Source organism: Sulfurovum sp. UBA12169 (assembly GCA_002742845.1).
In the GTDB taxonomy this organism is placed as follows: domain Bacteria; phylum Campylobacterota; class Campylobacteria; order Campylobacterales; family Sulfurovaceae; genus Sulfurovum.
Genome location: DLUH01000001.1, coordinates 109535 through 128521 on the forward strand (window position 1 = coordinate 109535; position 18987 = coordinate 128521).

General features: G+C 43.2%; 15 protein-coding genes and 1 riboswitch. Of the genes, 9 read left to right on the forward strand and 6 right to left on the reverse strand.

All coding sequences use genetic code 11. The features are described from left to right. The first annotated feature begins 84 nt into the window (after positions 1 to 84). Positions 85 to 2658: a bifunctional aconitate hydratase 2/2-methylisocitrate dehydratase gene (locus tag CFH81_00640; protein DAB40846.1), complete on the forward strand. Its 2574-nt coding sequence runs from the start codon at positions 85 to 87 to the stop codon at positions 2656 to 2658. Between the two features lie 56 nt (positions 2659 to 2714). Here CFH81_00640 and CFH81_00645 read toward each other — a convergent pair whose 3' ends face one another. The 3 genes from CFH81_00645 to CFH81_00655 all read right to left on the reverse strand — a co-directional run bounded on the left by CFH81_00645 (position 2715) and on the right by CFH81_00655 (position 8031). After that, positions 2715 to 3086: an acyl-CoA thioester hydrolase gene (locus tag CFH81_00645; GenBank protein ID DAB40847.1), complete on the reverse strand. Its 372-nt coding sequence runs from the start codon at positions 3084 to 3086 to the stop codon at positions 2715 to 2717. A gap of 402 nt (positions 3087 to 3488) precedes the next feature. Beyond that, positions 3489 to 5507 carry a TIGR00341 family protein gene (locus tag CFH81_00650; GenBank protein ID DAB40848.1) on the reverse strand — a complete coding sequence of 673 codons (2019 nt, stop codon included), beginning with the start codon at positions 5505 to 5507 and terminating at the stop codon, positions 3489 to 3491. Between the two features lie 208 nt (positions 5508 to 5715). Beyond that, the gene (locus CFH81_00655; protein ID DAB40849.1) at positions 5716 to 8031 is read right to left on the reverse strand and encodes a copper-translocating P-type ATPase; all 2316 of its coding nucleotides are present in this window, start codon (positions 8029 to 8031) and stop codon (positions 5716 to 5718) included. A 257-nt stretch (positions 8032 to 8288) separates the two neighbouring features. Here CFH81_00655 and CFH81_00660 point away from each other — a divergent pair, with 257 nt between their 5' ends. From CFH81_00660 to CFH81_00685, 6 genes are all read left to right on the forward strand, one after another. Further along, positions 8289 to 8744 carry a hypothetical protein gene (locus CFH81_00660; GenBank protein ID DAB40850.1) on the forward strand — a complete coding sequence of 152 codons (456 nt, stop codon included), beginning with the start codon at positions 8289 to 8291 and terminating at the stop codon, positions 8742 to 8744. Between the two features lie 201 nt (positions 8745 to 8945). Beyond that, the gene (locus tag CFH81_00665) at positions 8946 to 9218 is read left to right on the forward strand and encodes a hypothetical protein (GenBank protein DAB41396.1); all 273 of its coding nucleotides are present in this window, start codon (positions 8946 to 8948) and stop codon (positions 9216 to 9218) included. Between the two features lie 85 nt (positions 9219 to 9303). Continuing rightward, positions 9304 to 10314, forward strand: coding sequence for an AmmeMemoRadiSam system radical SAM enzyme (gene amrS / locus CFH81_00670; GenBank protein ID DAB40851.1), 1011 nt, complete (start codon positions 9304 to 9306; stop codon positions 10312 to 10314). Beyond that, positions 10311 to 11120: an AmmeMemoRadiSam system protein B gene (amrB, locus tag CFH81_00675; protein DAB41397.1), complete on the forward strand. Its 810-nt coding sequence runs from the start codon at positions 10311 to 10313 to the stop codon at positions 11118 to 11120. The genes amrS and amrB overlap by 4 nt, the downstream gene beginning before the upstream one ends. After that, the gene (pcm, locus tag CFH81_00680; GenBank protein DAB40852.1) at positions 11117 to 11740 is read left to right on the forward strand and encodes a protein-L-isoaspartate O-methyltransferase; all 624 of its coding nucleotides are present in this window, start codon (positions 11117 to 11119) and stop codon (positions 11738 to 11740) included. Before amrB ends, pcm begins: the two co-directional genes overlap by 4 nt. Positions 11741 to 11826: 86 nt before the next feature. Next, positions 11827 to 11901: riboswitch (cyclic di-GMP riboswitch) on the forward strand. A 191-nt stretch (positions 11902 to 12092) separates the two neighbouring features. Continuing rightward, entirely contained in the window at positions 12093 to 12977 is an 885-nt protein-coding gene (locus CFH81_00685; protein DAB40853.1) for a hypothetical protein, read from the forward strand. Positions 12978 to 13043: 66 nt separating this feature from the next. Here CFH81_00685 and CFH81_00690 read toward each other — a convergent pair whose 3' ends face one another. After that, positions 13044 to 14033 carry a murein transglycosylase gene (locus CFH81_00690; GenBank protein DAB40854.1) on the reverse strand — a complete coding sequence of 330 codons (990 nt, stop codon included), beginning with the start codon at positions 14031 to 14033 and terminating at the stop codon, positions 13044 to 13046. Between the two features lie 9 nt (positions 14034 to 14042). Continuing rightward, entirely contained in the window at positions 14043 to 14918 is an 876-nt protein-coding gene (locus CFH81_00695; protein DAB41398.1) for a CoA ester lyase, read from the reverse strand. Positions 14919 to 15029: 111 nt separating this feature from the next. Between CFH81_00695 and CFH81_00700 the strand changes: the two genes are divergently transcribed. Then, entirely contained in the window at positions 15030 to 15539 is a 510-nt protein-coding gene (locus CFH81_00700; GenBank protein DAB40855.1) for a metal-dependent hydrolase, read from the forward strand. A 151-nt stretch (positions 15540 to 15690) separates the two neighbouring features. Here the strand turns inward: CFH81_00700 and CFH81_00705 are convergent, their stop codons facing one another. Further along, positions 15691 to 17613: a nitrite reductase gene (locus tag CFH81_00705; protein ID DAB40856.1), complete on the reverse strand. Its 1923-nt coding sequence runs from the start codon at positions 17611 to 17613 to the stop codon at positions 15691 to 15693. Positions 17614 to 17930: 317 nt separating this feature from the next. On the opposite strand from CFH81_00705, the gene CFH81_00710 reads away from it, so the two are divergent. Then, entirely contained in the window at positions 17931 to 18914 is a 984-nt protein-coding gene (locus CFH81_00710; protein DAB40857.1) for a hypothetical protein, read from the forward strand. The last annotated feature ends 73 nt before the right edge of the window (positions 18915 to 18987 follow it).

Below are 18987 nucleotides of genomic sequence, written 5' to 3' on the forward strand. Positions count from 1 at the left end.
TATTGTTTCCATATCATATAAAATTTTCCCACAATCACGATACTATTGCTGTATAAAATTTAATCCCATTCAGGAGACCTTATTATGGCCTTAATCGAAGAATATAAAGCACATACAGCAGAACGTGAAAAACTTGGTGTACCTCCGTTGCCGCTTACCGCAGAACAAACTGCAGAGTTGGTAGAGCTGCTCAAAGCAGACAAATTGGAAGAAGAAACCTATCTTTTGGATCTAATTGAAAACAAAGTTCCCGCAGGTGTCGATGATGCTGCGTATGTGAAAGCTGCATTTTTAAATGCCATCATTCAAGATGATGCGGTATGTCATGCCATTGATAAAGTGCATGCGATCAAAATTTTAGGAAAAATGCTTGGCGGATTTAACGTTGGTCCGCTAGTGGAGGCCTTAAGACACCTTCATGTTGAGGTGGCACAAGCAGCTGCCGATGAATTGAAAAATACGATTTTGGTCTATAACTCCTTTAATGATGTTAAAGAGCTTATGGATCATGGAAATGCTTTTGCAAAAGAGGTGATTGAGTCTTGGGCAAATGCCGAGTGGTTTACCAATAAACCGGAACTTCCGTCAGAAATTACGCTTACGGTTTATAAAATTCCCGGAGAAACCAATACCGATGACCTCTCTCCCGCATCTGAAGCATTCACAAGAGCAGATATCCCGCTTCATGCAAACTCTATGCTGGTTTCACGTATGGAAAATCCGCTTGAAACGATGGCAAGCTTAAAAGAACAAGGCTATCCTCTTGCATACGTAGGAGATGTTGTCGGTACAGGAAGTTCTAGAAAATCAGGTATCAACTCGGTGCAGTGGCATATGGGTGAAGATATACCGGGCATCCCCAATAAAAGAACAGGCGGGGTTGTGATCGGTTCTATTATCGCTCCAATTTTCTTCAATACAGCAGAAGACAGCGGGTGTTTGCCTATTGAAGCAAACGTCGATGCGCTGGAAACGGGTGACGTGATCACGGTGAAACCTTTTAAGGGGGTGATCGAAAAAGAAGGAAAAGCAGTCAGTGAATTTAAAATCACTCCCAATACACTTCCTGATGAGATGAGGGCAGGAGGACGTATTCCGTTGATTATCGGTAAAGGATTAACAGCCAAAGCCAGAGAAGCACTTGGTCTGCCTTCTTCAGGCATTTTTATGACACCCGAGCAACCGGCGGATAACGGCAAAGGCTTTACGCTTGCGCAAAAAATGGTAGGGAAAGCATGCGGCATGGAAGGTGTAAAGCCGGGCGTTTACTGTGAGCCGATAGCAACAACGGTTGGTTCGCAAGATACCACCGGCCCTATGACCAGAGATGAGATCAAAGAGCTTGCGGCACTTAGCTTTGGCGCAGATATGACAATGCAGTCTTTTTGTCATACAGCAGCCTATCCGAAACCGGCAGACATTCAGCTTCAGCATACACTTCCTGAGTTTTGGACGAGCAGAAAAGGGGTCATACTGAGACCCGGCGATGGTGTCATTCATTCTTGGCTCAATAGATTGTGTCTGCCAGACACAGTAGGTACCGGAGGAGACAGCCATACCAGATTCCCAATCGGTATCTCGTTTCCGGCAGGATCTGGGCTTGTGGCATTCGCGGGTGTAACAGGCATGATGCCCCTTACGATGCCGGAGTCTGTCTTGGTGCGGTTCAAGGGTGAAATGCAGCCGGGTATCACGCTTCGCGATCTTGTCAATGCGATTCCTTATTATGCGATCAAGCAAGGTTTGCTTACCGTTGAAAAGAAAGGTAAGAAAAACATATTTGCAGGGCGCGTACTTGAGATCGAAGGACTTGAAACATTAAAATGCGAACAGGCATTTGAGCTTAGCGATGCAAGTGCGGAGCGTTCAGCGGCAGCATGTACAGTTAAGCTTGATAAAGAGCCGGTAATGGAATATCTTGGTTCAAATATCGCGCTTATCGAAGAGATGATTAAAGAGGGCTACCAGGATGCGGCTACGCTTCAAAGAAGGGCAGACAAAATGAGAGCATGGCTTGCCAATCCGCAGCTTCTTGAGGCAGATAAAGACGCAGAATATGCAGCGGTGATCGAAATTGATCTTAACGAAGTTGCCGAGCCGATTCTTGCCTGTCCGAATGATCCGGACGATGTTGCAACATTGAGCGAAATATTGGCCGATGAGAAAAGACCAAAAGAGATCAGCGAAGTATTTGTTGGAAGCTGCATGACTAATATCGGACTTTTTAGAGCATTGGGCGAAGTGCTTAAAGGCGAAGGGCAGGTTTCTACCAAACTATGGGTTGTTCCACCGACAAAAATGGATGAAAAAACACTCATTGAAGAGGGGTATTATGCCATTTACGGTACGGCAGGAGCACGCACGGAGATTCCGGGATGTTCGCTTTGTATGGGCAACCAGGCGCAGGCCACGAAAGGAGCAACCGTCTTTAGCACCAGCACAAGAAACTTTGATAACAGATTGGGTAAAGACACCAAGGTATATTTGGGTTCGGCAGAGATGGCAGCCGTAGCGTCACTCTTGGGTAAAATCCCCACCAAAGAGGAGTACATGAATATCGTTACTAAGAAGATCAACGATGCCAACAAAAACAGTGTGTATAAATACCTTAATTTTGATCAGGTTTCAAGTGAAGCGCTTGAAGCGATGGTGAGATAAGAAAGCTGTTTTTTCGCAGACAAAGAGATCTCTTTGTCTGCGAGTGTATAGAAAGCTTATATTTTTTGAAAAATCTCTTTAAATAGAGCGGGGATGCGTGCAGGCTTTCCTTCTGCGAGATACACTAAAGTCACTTTCATGCTAAATATTTTGACCTCCTCTTTAAAAATCTCCTGGAGAAGCATAACGCTTGAGCGGCTTATCTTAATAACGCTTGTTTTAACCTCCACCAGATCGCCCAGTTTTGAAGTAGCCAAAAAATCGGCATGGAGATTATGCACCACAAAACCGCTTCGTTCTTCCTCAAACGGACACAATCCTTTGGAAAAAAAGATCTCCGACCGCGCCCTTTCACAATATTTGATGTAATTGGTATGATAAACTATCCCGCCTGCATCGGTGTCTTCGTAATAAACTCGTATCTGCACCTTGTAACTCCTATATTTAAGGCAACTTTGACAGTCCGGTGTTGGTCAATATGTCAAAAACTGTGCCAAATTTTTCTAATTTCTGAAACCTTGTTGCTTCATCTTCTTGGATAAAATTTCAAGGGAACTTTTTTCTTCATGAAACTGCTATTCGATAGTTTTGTGTATGTTGGAAGTGTGATTGAAGCATCTCTATGCTCTAGCGTTTTTGATACTCAAATTCTATATATCCACACCCGAACATATCATCTGTGAAGCAAATGTATGTCTAAAATTATACAGAACTCTCTCTTTGGTTTTGGAATGACCCCGGAATGGCAGATGGTTTTATCTTGAAAATTTGCATTAATCAATAAACATTGTCCTTTCAAATGAGCAAGAAAAGATCACATTGTGTGCATATCATTCTTGCTTAATTACGATTTTTGGAACAATATGCAGCGTAACTTTTTTTTGGAGTCTTTTTGAGAGCTCCGCTCCAAGCGCTTGATACGCTTCTTGATCCAAATGCGAATCGGCGCTTACTTCACACTCAATGACGGCTTTGTTTTTGGTCGAAGACTGGATCGCAAGAATATTGAGTTCTATTTTTTGCCCTTTCATGGAAAGTTCTTTTATTTTATTGAGTTTTGCATAATCGCTGCTTTGAAGCATAAGCGAATAAAAGGAAAAAATCAACGGAATGCTCACAGCAGCAAGCATGATCGCAGGCATAACTAAACCTTTTTTGGCGCGCTGGACGGGAGCATACCCCAAAATTACAAACGTCAAAGAAGCGGCAAGGATCATGCCAAAAAGGTTGGTTAAAAAAAGCAAGAAAGAACCGTAGATCATCGAAAGCTCTCCCCAGCCAATCCCAATCCCCGTAACGGCAAGCGGCGGCACCAAAGCGATAGCGATCGCTACGCCGGCCAGCGATTTTGCCACTTCTTCTTTCGAGCTTGCATACGCACCGGCAATACCCGAAAAAATAGCTACAAAGAGATCAAGCAGATTTGGATTGATGCGTGAACTCATTTGTGAAGTCATGATGTCAAGAGGCATGAAAAAAGTCAATGCAAAAGAGAAGAACAGCGCACTTAGAATACCAAGTGCCAACGTAACGGTGGCACTTTGAGTGATCGTTTTGTTGCTTCGCACAATCCCCATGGACAATGAGATGATAGGCGCCATCAAAGGAGCCAATATCATAGCTCCGATAACTGTGGGAGTTGAGTCCTGAAAGATGCCGACTGTCGCGAGCAGGGTACTTAAGATCATTAAAGCAATAAATATAGAGGAGATTTTAGCACTCTCTTTGATACTTATAAGTGCTTCTTTGATATCTTCGTCACTTGCTTTTTTCAGGAAAGGAACTTTTCCCGAGATAAGCAGTTCTCTCATTTCTCCCTTGGGCAAATGGTTGATACTGACGGTTTCGCTTGGGTTTTCTTCTTCTGTTTGTGCGATGTATGATTCGAGGCTTTTCCCATAGCCGACGGTAAGATTTGAGGGAAAAATCTCCAGTTCGATCGTTTTGGCGCTCAATGCGGTATTGTCGATCGTAAAATCAAACGGTTTGCTGCTTTCGATGTTGAGTTTTGAAGTCGAGATAAATCCTATGTTTTTTGGGAGGTTTCCCCATGAAAATTTATGATAGAAAAAAATAGCTGCCAGATGATAAATATAAGACATCAAGCTTTTTGGCGCTATGATTAGGGCGTTGAGCTTTCCGTCATGAAAAGAAGTGCTGCCCATGGTTTTTAGCGTGTTGAAGATCATATAATCTTCCAGCACCAGTATCCCGCTTATTACTGTGTATATCTTTTGCTCTGTGGCGGTTTGCAGTGTAACGGCCTGATAGCGGAGGTTTTTTAGATTGTTAAAAAATTCCTTAATATTGCTGTACAAAGAGCTCTCAAAAACGTTTTTGCTTAGGTTTTGCACATTGCCGATAGAAACTTTTTGAAATACGACCTCTCCGTTGCATAGCAGCAGTTGATCATTGATGCGCAGTTTTTCGTTCAAGGCGTCTTCGGTTGCTTCGTAAATATCTTTTGAGATGCCGTAGTGAAGAAGCGTTTCTTTGCATGCATCATGGGGCAGTATGGCAATATTGAGTGTTTCTTCTTTATGGGTTTTAAGAAAATTCTTTATTGCTGCATCATCCGTATAAAGAAAATACATTGCATTAGGCTCGTGATAGATTTTTTCTGGCTCCAAAAGTTCAAGCTGTAGCTCTTTTTTGTAATGGGTTTTAAAAAATTGTTGAAATTCAAGAAGCGCTTCTTGGTTTGTGTTCTGCGTCAGCAAGATATATACATCTTTTGCGGCAATACTATTTTTTAAATATTGGTCCGTATTGGCTTGAGGGAGGCTTTTTTCGTTTTCAGATAGTTGTTTTTGCTTGAAAAGGGTTTTTTGTTCGTTTTGCTCTGTCATGCGTATTTTCCCGTGATGGTTTGTCGTTATTATGCTTTGATGGTATAGATTTTATCTTTAAAATTATAAATAAAAGCAATGACTGCTTGCATTGGCGTCACTGCTCGCTCATCATTTTCTCTCTTATCCTTTTTATTGAGTGTATCTTTTAAAAAGAAGAGATTCTTCCATCAGCATCGAAATTTTTCAAGATATGATACTGGCCAACTTAGAGCCGTATATTTTTAAGCCTCAACGAATTGCCTATGACCGAGACTGAACTAAAACTCATAGCCGCTGCCGCTATCATCGGCGAGAGAAGAAGCCCGAAGCACGGGTAAAGGACTCCCGCTGCGATAGGAATGCCGACCGAGTTGTAAAAAAAGGCAAAAAATAGGTTTTGTCTTATGTTTTTCATCGTTTGTCTGCTTAGGGTCCTTGCTCTTACTATGCCGTTTAGGTCTCCATTGAGCAACGTAATGTCAGCGCTTTGTATCGCCACATCGGTACCGGTTCCCATCGCGATACCTATATGCGACGCGGCAAGAGAAGGAGCATCGTTGATACCGTCCCCCGCCATTGCGACGATATATCCTTTTGATTGAAGCTCTTTGATGATTTGTGCTTTTTGCTGCGGCAGTACCTCCGCGTGGACTTCATCTATATTTAGCTCTTTGGCGACAGTTTGGGCGGTTGCGCGATTGTCTCCGCTTACCATGACAATCCTTATGCCTTGTCTGTGCAGCTCTTTTATGGTTCTTGGAGTTGATTCTTTAAGGGGATCTACGACAGATAAAAAACCTGCCGGTTTTAAATCTATCGCGACGAGTATGACTATCTTCCCTTTGGCACGCTCCTTATCCGTTTTGTGTGACAATTGATGTGCTTCTATATTTAAACTCTGCATAAGTTTGGCATTGCCTATGGCTACTTTCCTTCCCTCAACCTCTCCGACAATGCCCATTCCGCTGATAGATTCAAAATGATCGGCCTTTGCGGGTTTGATATTTCCGGCTTGTGCACCTTCAACAATGGCTTGAGAGAGCGGATGTTCGCTGGCTTGTTCCAAACTTGCCGCAAGATACAAAAGTTCAGTCTCGTCAAATCCCGCTTCTGCATATACATTGGTCAGTCTCGGCTTTCCTTCGGTCAAAGTTCCGGTTTTGTCCACCACCAGAGTATCTACCTTTTCCATGATCTCTAGCGCACGGGCATCTTTTATCAAGACTCCGCTAGCAGCGCCCCGGCCCGTCGCAACCATTACGGAGATAGGGGTAGCAAGCCCGAGCGCACACGGACAAGCTATGATAAGCACGGAGACGGCACTCACTACGGAGTATGCTATCCTGGGTTCAGGACCGAGCATCCACCAAAGCATGAAGGTAAGAAGCGCTATGAAAACTACCGCAGGTACAAAGTATGCCGCCACAGTATCGGCCAGTTTTTGGATGGGAGCGCGCGAGCGCTGCGCCTGGGAAACCATCTCTATGATTTGTGCAAGCAGAGTATCAGAACCTACTTTTTGCGCTCTCATCACAAAGCTTCCCGTAGTGTTGAGGGTGGCGCCTATCACCTTCTCTCCCGCAAATTTTTTAACAGCCAAAGGCTCACCTGTGACCATGGACTCATCGACGTTGCTCATGCCTTCTAGCACAATACCGTCAAGGGGAACCTTCTCTCCGGGGCGTACGCGCAAAACATCCCCCACATGTACGTTTTTTAGAGGGATATCCGCCTCGCTGCCGTCATCTTTTAAAATGCGTGCGCTCTTTGGAGCAAGACTTAAGAGCAGCTTTATGGCTTCGTTTGTCCGCAAACGGGCGCGCAGTTCAAGAACCTGACCTAAAAGCACTAAAGCCGTTATGACAGAAGCCGCTTCAAAATATACATGCACCGATCCGTCTGCACTCCTCATCTGCGGCGGGAAAAGATGAGGCATAAAAAGCGCCGTTACGCTATAGAGCCATGCCGCGGATACGCCCAGAGCTATCAGGGTAAACATATTCAAGTTCATCGTGCGAAGTGATTTGACGGCTCGGACAAAAAAAGGCCAGCCTCCCCAAAAGACCACCGGTGTGGCAAGCACAAATTCTATGATCTGAATTCCCCTCATGCTTATATCTTTATGCGGCATGGAAGGGAGCATATCGAGGCTCATGGCAAGTATGAAAACGGGCAGCGTAAGTGCAGCGCTTATCCAAAAGCGGCGGCTCATCTCCTTAAGCTCTTCGTTCTTCTCATCCGGGCTTGGCATAATAGGTTCCAATGCCATACCGCATTTGGGACATGAACCCGGATGATCTTGTGCCACTTCCGGATGCATAGGGCAGGTATATAGTATTTTTGAAGTATCGGCGGTTATAGGACAAGCTTCATCGTCCAAGCAGTAAGAAGTACCCTCTTTTTTGTCCAAATACTTATGCGGAGAATTTTTAAACTTGAGAAGACAATGCTCAGAACAGAAGCGGTAATCTTTATCTTTATATCGGTAAGAGTATTTGGAATCATCAGGGACATCCATCCCGCAAACCGGATCGGTTTTCATTTTTAGCCTCCTATATATGTTTAGGTACTTTTTTTCCTCAATATCCTTCAAATTGCTTTTTCTCTTGTGTTTTTTCAAACTATGTTTACATAGGTATACAAATGATAGATCATAGTGATTTTATCATTAAACTATAAAAAAATCAAATCATATTGGATAATTTATAAAGCAAATATTTTTCTCAATAAAGATAATGGGTATCAATATAAACATACCTTAAGAAAACACTCCCAATCGCAGAAGGCGTCAACACGCCCATGCCTACGCAGATCGGAACGGGAGAGTTTGAGTATAAAGCAGGTTTGGGGGCATCAAAAATGATCGATAAGGGATGGCGGGTTGATTCGAATCTTATATACACCTATCGGCTCAAAGCAAACAACGACTATGATTTTGCAGATGAGCTGAACTTTGTTTTCGGTACGACAAAAGCGCTTAGCGATACATTCAATGTCGGTATAGATTATACCTTTACGTACAACAGCGACACGGATATGGGTACGGACACCAATGAACCGCTAAGGGCAATGCTGCCTTTTAAAGCATTCAGCGGAACAAGCGGATACCTCACGCCGCAGATAGAGTTTGTACCGTTTGGCAAACCAAAAGTGCATATCGGCGCAGGGGTGTCGTTTTTGGTCCATTACGATGTCAATGAGTATCAGCCGATGGAGAAAACAAGATTTTTACTCGATACAGGATATCTGTTTTAAAACTTCTGCTCGCAATGCGGTGATTGGATGCACTGTTTTGTTTGTATTTTTACTAATATCAAAAAATATAAAAAGCTTTTCTTTGTCTTCAAAGAAATTTTAAATCACATTCAAAAAATATTTTTCTTTAGTAAGGAACATAGTGATTGAATGGCATCCCTTTTTGTTATAATGGTCTTAAAAGAACAAAAGGAGCAGTTTATGGAAAAGCCGATGATAGCTGATGTTCAGCCCATTAAAACTTCACTCAAAGAGGGAGAAGAGTATTATTTTTGCACTTGCGGACGCGCAAAAACACAGCCGTTTTGCGACGGAAGCCATAAGGGGACTTCATTTAAGCCCATGAAATTCACAGCCAAAGCGACAACACAAAAGTGGATGTGTGCCTGCAAGCATACCGGCAATCCGCCTTATTGCGACGGTTCCCACCAGAGATTTACGCAGACAGACATCGGAACGGTCCCGGAGAAATAGGGATATTGACTTTTCTTTTGATACGTGCTAATATAAACAAACTTTAGTCATTTATTATAAAGTTTAGTGAGTAAAAGGAGTTAAGATGACTCAAACCAAACCAATGCAATATTATAAAAAAGAAGAAGGAAAAGAGAGAATCATTTGTTTGCTGTGCAGGCATTACTGCAAACTCAAAGAGGGGCAGACCGGTATTTGCGGTGTCAACAAAAATGTCGGTGGCGAGCTTAAAACATTGGTGTACGGCCACCCCGTTGCTATCAATCTTGACCCCATAGAGAAAAAACCGATCTACCATATGCTGCCAGGATCCAAAGCACTTTCTTTTGGGACGGTAGGGTGCAACTTCAGGTGCCCGTTCTGTCAAAACTGGGATATCTCCCAAGAGACAAATATCAATGAATCTATTGAAGTCAGCCCTCAAAAAATGGTTGATCTGGCTTTGGAAAATGGTGCTTCATCGATCGCCTATACTTACAATGAACCTACGATCTTTTACCCTTATGCCAAAGATATCGGCATGATTGCCAAAGAAAAAGGATTGAAAAATATCTTTGTAAGCAACGGTTTTGAATCCCCTGAAGTGATCCAAGATATGGCAAGCTGGCTGGATGCAGCCAATATTGATCTTAAAAGCTGGGATGATGCGTACTACAAGAAGGTGCTCAAAGGAGGGCTTGAAGCGGTTAAAGATACCCTCAGGCTCATGGTAAAAGAAGGCATATGGGTGGAGGTAACCACGCTTTTGATCGAAGGCGAAAATGACAGAGATCAGGATCTTAAAGAGATGGCAGAGTTCATTGCCAATGATTTAGGGAAGCATGTGCCATGGCATCTTAGCGCTTTTCATCCTGACTATAAAATGATGGATCATGAGCGCACCAAACTCGAAACTCTTCAGCGCGCCAAAGAGATCGGCAAAAAAGCAGGGCTATATTATATCTATATGGGCAATGTTCCCGTGCACGGCGATACCCATTGTCCCCAGTGCGGTGAATTGCTTGTAGACCGTACCGGATATTCGGTTGTTATAAACAATCTGCAAGACGGTCATTGTCCAAAATGCACAAGAGTGATAGAGGGGGTATGGAAATGAGCACAAGAAAAACATCGGTTTGCGGGCAGTTTTATCCTTCAAGCCCTCAAGAGATCAAAGAGATGTTTGAACATTACAATAAGATACTCGATGAGCATTTGAGCAATAAGGCGCTTTTTGATAAAAAACCAAGAGCCATTATCGTGCCGCATGCAGGGTATGTCTATTCGGCCTTTACGGCCAATATTGCCTTTAGAATACTGAAAAACAGCCATGCAAAACGGATCGTCGTGATTGGCCCAAGCCACAGAGTGTATTTAAAAGGAACAAGTATATCTGAGTACGATCGGTATGAAACGCCGTTTGGGTACTTGCAGATAGATGTCTTACTCGTTGATACGCTTAAAAAAAGATTTGGATTTTCTTACATACCTGAAGCGCATCATGAACATAGTACGGAAGTACAAATGCCTTTTGTAGCAACGTATGACAAGGAAGCTGTGGTGGTGGAGTTGGTATATGGCGATGAATCTCCTTTGAGATTGGCAAAAGTCATTGAGTATCTTTTGCAGGATACCGATACAGCGGTGGTTATCAGCACTGATCTTAGCCATTATTATGATATCAATAAAGCCAAGCGCCTTGACGGTATCTGCCTGGAAGCTGTACAAAATCTTGATGCGGATATGCTGCATCAAGGATGTGAAGCGTGCGGTAAAATAGGAATCGAAGCTATGCTGATCACGGCTAAAAATATCGGACTTAAACCGATCTTGCTGGATTATCGTACCAGTGCCGATGCAAGCGGGGATGATTCCGCAGTCGTGGGGTACATGAGTGCGGCTTTTGTGGAGCAAGAGCAATGAAAAATCTTCAACAACTTGTCAATTCAATGATCTCTTCGGGTGTTTTGAAAAATCCTCGGATCATTGATGCGTTTGAAACGATAGACAGAAAATATTTCATTCCTGAAGAATTTGAAGAGTATACCTATGTTGATGCGCCGCTTCCCATAGGCAAAAACCAGACAATATCCCAGCCGACGACGGTTGCATTTATGCTGGAACTGTTAAGTCCCCAAGACGGCAACAGGATACTCGATATCGGATCAGGATCTGGGTGGACGGTGGCTTTGCTGTGCTATTTGACCGGGCATAAAGGAAGTGTAGTGGGACTGGAGAGAATCGATGAGCTTGCAGAAATGGGTCAAAATAATATTTCGAAATTTAAATTTGACAGCCCTTGCACCATAGAAAAATCCGGCGAAACGCTCGGAAAACCCGGAGATAAATTTGACAGAATCCTTGTTTCTGCCAGCGCAGAGGAGCTTCCCGAAGAGTTGCTTGATCAGCTGGAAATCGGCGGCATTTTGGTCATCCCGATACAAAATTCGATTTTTCTATATCAAAAAATATCAGAACACGAGATCAAACAGCAAGAGTATCCCGGCTTTGCGTTTGTGCCGTTGATTTATCGTTCCAAATAAATGCGCTAGCTTATTTATGCGTATAAGTATTATTTAATTTTGTATAAGATACAATTTATGGTATTTTAAAAGAAGTTTTAAAATTATATTTTTTATGCCAAACTTGTTGCGAAGCAAGGACGGAAAGCCACGGGTCTTATTGAGATAGCCGGGTTGCAAACACTTTCACGTTATGTACCGCTTTATTCTTCGCTTCGGTTTTCGTTATTTGCCTAATTTCACTGTTGTTTTATTTTGTCAAATATGAGAAGCGCAGGTGTTAAAGTTGCTAATTGCATGTAAATTTTTTCGCATTTCAAAAATAATTTTACTTCTTTTGAAAAACAATCCATAAAACCAAAAAAGGAAAAATATGAAAAAATTTTACAAAGCGATGAGTATTGCAGCGGCCGTACTTGCGGCTGGGTTATTGAGCGGATGCGGAGGCGGAAGCAGTACTACTACAACCACAGAGCCGTCAGGTACGGTAGCATTGAGTCTGACGGATGCTCCGGCAGACAATGAAGCCATAAGCGGTGTATATATCACTTTTGATAGTCTGCACTATCAATATGCTGACAGCAATGACAGCTGGCAGGAAGTTAATCTAACCGAATCAAGAACCATCAATCTTCTTGCTTTGCAAGACGGCAATACTACGCTGCTGAATCAAGTTGATCTGCCGGCGGGAGAGATTTCGCATGTGAGATTTATGATCGATACCCAAAAGTGCTATATCGTAGTTGATGAGCAAAATCAAACACTCGAAGTTCCAAGCGGCGATCAAACAGGTTATAAAGCAATCGGCGAATTTACGATACCTGCAGGCGGAACAGTCAATGTGACGGCAGATTTCGATCTTAGAAAATCTTTGACTGTTACGGGAAATGGCCGATATATACTTAAGCCGACGATTAAAATCGTCGATAACAGCGAAGTAGGGGAAATTAACGGCAGCATAACTGTAGATACGAACGGCTCGACGGCGGTCATTTATGCGTATGCAGACGGAACATGGGATGAGAACGAGACAAACTCAACAAACAATTTCAGCCATGCGGTTTCGAGCACGAAAGTATCAAACGGCACGTATGTCCTTCCTTGGTTAACTGTTGGAACCTACGATCTTGTAGTTTTGGCATATGATGTCAATGGTGATTTTGAAGCAGTGATGGGATTTGTAAATAATGTGACAGTGTCGCCAAACCAAACAACCACTCAAGATATCATTGATCCTTTGGATGATTATCAACTATGACAGTGAAAGTTCCGCTTTTGAGCGGAACTTTTCCTCTCCGTTCTTTCTTCTTTTTTGTATCAATGGCTATTTGACAGCTTCAGCAATGAGATGGATCGCCATACCATAAGTTGCAGCATTGTTGTAACGGGTGAGTACGCGAAAATTTCTTCCTCCCAACCAAAGATCATCATGCGAAGCATTGGAAGTGAGGAGCAGATAGGCACTTGATTCGCGGAAGGTTTCTCGGGGATGAATGCCATAGTTTTTAAGTGTTTGGACGGGATAGGTTTTTCTGTGAGTGGCTTGAAGCTTTCCTCGATAGCGTTTCCCTTTAAAATCGGTTCCCACAGCAGCGGGAAGACCGTTTTTCCAGCCGTTTTGATGCATAAATCTTGCAATGATACCGATACAATCTTTCAAATCCCACGGGTCTTTTTTGCCGTCTTTGCTGTAATCCATCCCAAAGGTTCTATAGACTGAAGGAACCTGTTGCACGCATCCCATCGCTCCGGCAAAAGAGCCTTGCAATCGGGTGATATCATACCCTTGTTCTCTGGCCATTAAAAAAAGGTGCTCAAACTCATTTTTAAAAAACGTTTTCATGCGGTTTGGATGAAACGCAAGGGTGGCAAGCGCATCCAGGGTGCGGTAATCTCCGGTATATTCTCCAAATTTGCTTTCTACGCCTATAAATCCTACGATATACTCTGCGGGCACCTCATACTCTTTGCTTGCCCTGGCAAGGATTTTGGCATATTTCTTTTTAAATTTTTTTGCTTTTTGAAGCGTAAGCGGATCAAGCACATGGGCTTTGTAGCGTTCCCATGAACCATTGGTCGATCCGACTTTGTAGCGGCCCGTATATCTATTGAGCGTATCGCGATCGAGTTTTGCATCTTTTAGTACCGATTCTACATAAGAACGTTTAAAGCGGTGTTTTTTTGTCATCATATCCACAAAGCTTCGGACCTCTTTTTTTGCCAGAAAATCATAGGGAACAGGCGGCCTGTCATCATTGGCAATCAAGAAGAGCGGAGCCAAAAAGATGAGTAAAAATTGTTTAAAAAACTTCAAGCATTTTCCTTATATATTATTTAGTATCAATAGGCTGTCTCGGTAGATCGGCTCGTCGATAAAACCATATTTGTCATCCATAAAACCGTTGATGCCCTTGGCGGCGTTGGCTTCAAAAACTTCTTTGATGTGCCTGGCCCGTTTTATTGCGTTAAGGTCTATCCTGAAGACCTCATTGGCTATCCGGACTTGTTTGGGACCCATGCATGCTTTGCTTTCAAAGCCCATCATCTTTTCATGTTCGCACCATGCCCTGAACGTTTGGGTATCGTGATAGTCTTGGAACATGAACGAAACAGGATGAATGCCAGCTGTTTTGGCATCAACAAGAAACTTGCTTAGGATGTAGTCGATAGCAGGGTTTTCCAGGGCAATCAGGGATTGAGGCAATCCCAGGGAAGCCAGCAGATCAAGGATACCCAAATTGGCTGTTGTAAGACGTTTGTCTATACGAAGAGTACTAAGGTTTTGAAGTGCTTCTTTGGTCTCAAGAGAGATGTGCAGCTCTTTGCCGGGCTCAAGAAGAGTAAGCGCCTGAGCGATCTGTGTATGATTTTTAATTTTGGCTACGCGCACTGCATCAAAACCAAAGTCATTTAAAAAGGTGATCTCTTCTTCTCCTCCTTCACCCAAGGGATTGGTTCGTACGATGATAAAACTGTTTGAATGCTCCATATGTGAGAGAAAAAGCCCAATAGTATAAAGCGCCTCTTTTTTGCGGCTTGGAGCGATGGCATCTTCAAGGTTGAGCGTGATCATATCTGCATCCATTTCGTCGATGCGGTTGAGATGCTTGAGATTGAGGGGATTTAGCATCATATTTGAGCGTCTGAGGGGTTGCTTAAAAGGTGATTTATAAGCAGTGCCAAAGTGTACCGGCAGCATATCCGTCTTAATGCCGTTTAAAAAATCCAATGAATCAAAAATCATATTCGTACTTTTTGCTTATTGTACACTATGGGAAGTAATTTATGACTAAAATGGCTATAATGTGCTATGCTGAAATATTTAAACGGATACGATAGCCAAATCCTTGCAAAGGTGCAGATGCTCATAGAGCAGAAGCGTTTGGGAGAGCATCTCCTCTCTCGTTATCACCAAAATGATATTCATAAATATACAACCGATAAAGCACTGTATGATTATATCCAAGAACTCAAAACCAGCCATCTAAAAAGTTCTCCTCCGATAGCTAAAGTACTGTATGATGCCAAGATACACGATCTCAAATCGGCCCTGGGAACGCATACATTTATTACAAGGGTGCAAGGCGGCAAACTTAAAGCCAAAAATGAAATACGCATCTCGCATCTCTTTAAAAAGGTGCCGGAAGCGTTTTTACGCATGATCGTTGCGCATGAATTGGCGCATCTTAAAGAAAAAGAACACAACAAAGCATTCTATAAACTTTGCACCCACATAGAGCCCGCATATCATCAGCTTGAATTTGATGTAAGGCTTTATTTGATTCATTTGGAGCATTTTGGAAAGCTTTACGAGTCTTAGAAGGAGTTGGCGATATTTGATAGGATAAAAGTATACTGTATGGCTTATTTACAAATAAGCCATATCTGCTTTTGCCGCCGGGGATAATCCCGGCCGGCTTTGAGTCAGTGTCAAATATTTTTGACTTTTTCGTTTATTTTAAATATACGAATCAATAGACATCATGGGCCGTGTTGTGGACGTTGAATTTGCCTGTCGGGGTTTGCAAGCCGATGATTTTGTCAATTTCAGTAAGCGATTGGCCGTCAAGGATGATGATCGCACCATCCGTTGCCCAATCAGATATCCATACTTCACTGCCGTCTTTGTTGAACTCAAAGTGTACGGCTCGACCGTTTTGCGCCACATCAAAACATCTGTCAATAGCGGCATTTTCTTTAGAGTAGGCGCAGATCTGTCTATGGGATGTGCCGTTTGCGCTTAATGTCATATCCATGAGTACCCATGGAGAATTTGGGTGGGTCTTTACAAATAATGATCCTGCCGAAGGAAGTGTGATTTCGCGTACAACAGACCAAGCATATTGCGGGTGGTTGACCGGATCTGCACCGTAAACGGTCATTTTTCCTTCACCGATATGCGTTGAGGCATTGACCCATCCGTACACAGGATCTAACCAGTTGGCACCGCGTCCGGGATGCGGAGTGTTTCCTGTTGAAATGATCGCTTCAAGGCTTCGGTCGGCGACATCTATGATGGCCATTTTGTTATTGGCGTTTGCGGCAACCATAAAGTAGCGTTTGGTGCTATCCCAGCCTCCGTCATGCAAAAATTTTTCAGCGGCAATGCTTGACACTGTCGGAAAGTTTGGCTGCGAATAATCTACGATATTTACATAGCCTGCTTCTTTGAGCGATACCACCCAGATAGGCTCAGTATGCGATGCGATGATGGCAGCAACACGGTTTTCTTTAAGTGTTTCGCCGTGAATGTCGGTCATCGGCAGATCGGCACGTGTCAGCGGTTCAAGCGTCAATCCGTCAAACGTCACATACTGCGGCGGCCAATAACAGCCTTCAATAAGATATTTGTCTTCATATCCGGGAGACTTGCTTCCATCAACACTTCGTGCGTCATGGCAGCCTTTTGCTGTCGCTACAACCGTCGGTGTTTCGGTCCAAAGATCGATGAGGGTAACCAGTCCGTCGCGTCCGATAGCATAAAAATAGCGCCCTGTTGAGGAGGAGCGTAAAATATGAACGGCAAAGCCGACATCCACACGCGATACAAGTTCATGGGTGCTGCCATCAAAAATGGAGATCTTTCCGGCATCTCGCTCCACAACACCAAAGAAATTTTCCCAGTCACGCGAATGGGCAGGCTGTGTGGGGCGCTCGCTTACCGGGACGATGAGATTCCAGCTTGCACGGATATCTTCCATAGGTAACGGAGGTGCATCAGGCGGCGGTAGCTGAAGATATGATGCCAAGTTTGTGATTTGTGTTTCAGTCAAGATCCCGCTGTGGCCAAAGTTTGGCATGCCTCTTGGGGTACCGTAGCGCAATAGGGCAGCAAGTCCGTCTGTACCGATCCACTCAGAACGTGTTTCATCAATCAGCGGTCCGGTTGCACCTGTACGGTAAAGTCCATGGCAGCCTGCGCAACGATCAAAGTAGATATTTTTTGTTGCTTCAAATTGAGTATCGGTCAATTCTGCCGGAGATGTATGTTTTAAAGGGCCAAGACTGTCTTGCGCATTAAGAAAAGCGATAATATTCTCAATCTCTTGGTTGGAAAGATCAAAATCCGGCATGACGTATCCCCATTTTTCCAAGAGCTGTTTGCCGTAATTTGTGTTGGTTGTAGACCACTCGGGATCGGAGATAAAGTTTCTTAACCATCCGTCTTGGTTGTGGCGATTGGCAAGATCAGGTCCAAGATGGTCGCCGTGGCCGAAAGTATGGCAGCCGCTGCATTTATACCTAAAGAGCTGTTCTCCTGCTGCAGGATCTCCGCTTCCTCCGGGAGATCCTCTCCATTGTGCCGCCTGAAGCGGCATGCTAACGGTTGCAAGCACTGCAAACAAAGCTGTTGCAGCCGCATACTTGGTTATTGTTTTTATCGATAGTTTCATTTTTTTCCTTTTTTTGTATTGAGTTGATGATAATGTTATTGGGTATTAACCTGTTGAAAATTGATTTTTGTCTCCTCCTTTTTTGGATTTTATGCAGGATATTTTGATAAAAATATTCGTTACGGATGTTGTGCTTGCAATGATTTTTTTGGATTTTATATAAATCTTATATATCAATTGTTAAATTTATGTTAAATTAAATTGTATATTGTTTTTTATTGAAAGATTTGCTTGGATGTGCTGCCTGAGGTATCTTTACGGATATGCCCGAAAATTTTTAGTGTATAATTCGCCAAAATTATCCGAAGGCCTTATCGATGAATAAATTTTTTATCATGTTGTTATTTTTTACTGCAGTACTGTCTGCCAGATATGAATCCTATCCTCTCGAAGCATGTCAGGCATTTGACAATATGAAACATACCAAAAACACCGATAATCTTTATTTGGATCCAAATCGCCGCTATACGATACTTGAGCGTCACCATAAAAACCAAACATTGGTGCTGATACAAGGAGAAAATCCCGCACAGCGCTGGGTAGACTATAGGTGTTTTCCGGATGAAGCTCCAAAGAATGTTTCTTCCCAAAATAGCCGAAGCGATGCCAAAGAAGTATTAAATACTAAAAAATATAAATATACCGGCCCCGCTGAAATCTCCAAAGATAATATTTTGGCGCTTAGCTGGCATCATGCGTTTTGCCAAACGCATCGGTACAAAAAAGAGTGCAAAAGAAACCTAGATACATTGTTTCGGTTTAAGCAAAAAGAACATTATTTTGTACTGCACGGACTTTGGCCGCAGCCCAAAAGCAAAATGTATTGCGGCGTGCCTTCGCATTGGGTCAAACTTGACAGAGATAAACGGTGGGACCGTCTTCCTGATCCCGAGTTAAGCGATGAGGTTGAAAAGGCGCTGCAAGAAGCGATGCCCGGATATGTATCGCATTTGCATAAACACGAATGGATCAAACACGGCACGTGCTACGGGACAGATGCGGATACCTACTTTGAAACGGCTGTCAAACTGCTTGATCAGCTTAACCGATCCGAGATAAAAAGGTTTTTTGTGCAAAATGCAGGAAAAGTCGTGTCTATCAAGGAGGTAAGGGCACAGTTTGACCGAGCTTTTGGCTTGGGTACAGGCCATCATATGCAAATGGAATGCAAAGGAGGGCTTATTACCGAGTTGTGGCTTCATATCGGGGGGCAAAGCGATGATTTGGCGATCGGGCTCAAAAAAGGCAAGCGCGCACCAAGCAGATGTTCCCAAGGCCGCATCGACAGGGCAGGGTTTTAGAGCGCGTTTTACAATATAAGTATCATATTTTAAAATATGATACGAAGCTCAGCAGCACAATTTTATCAACGCG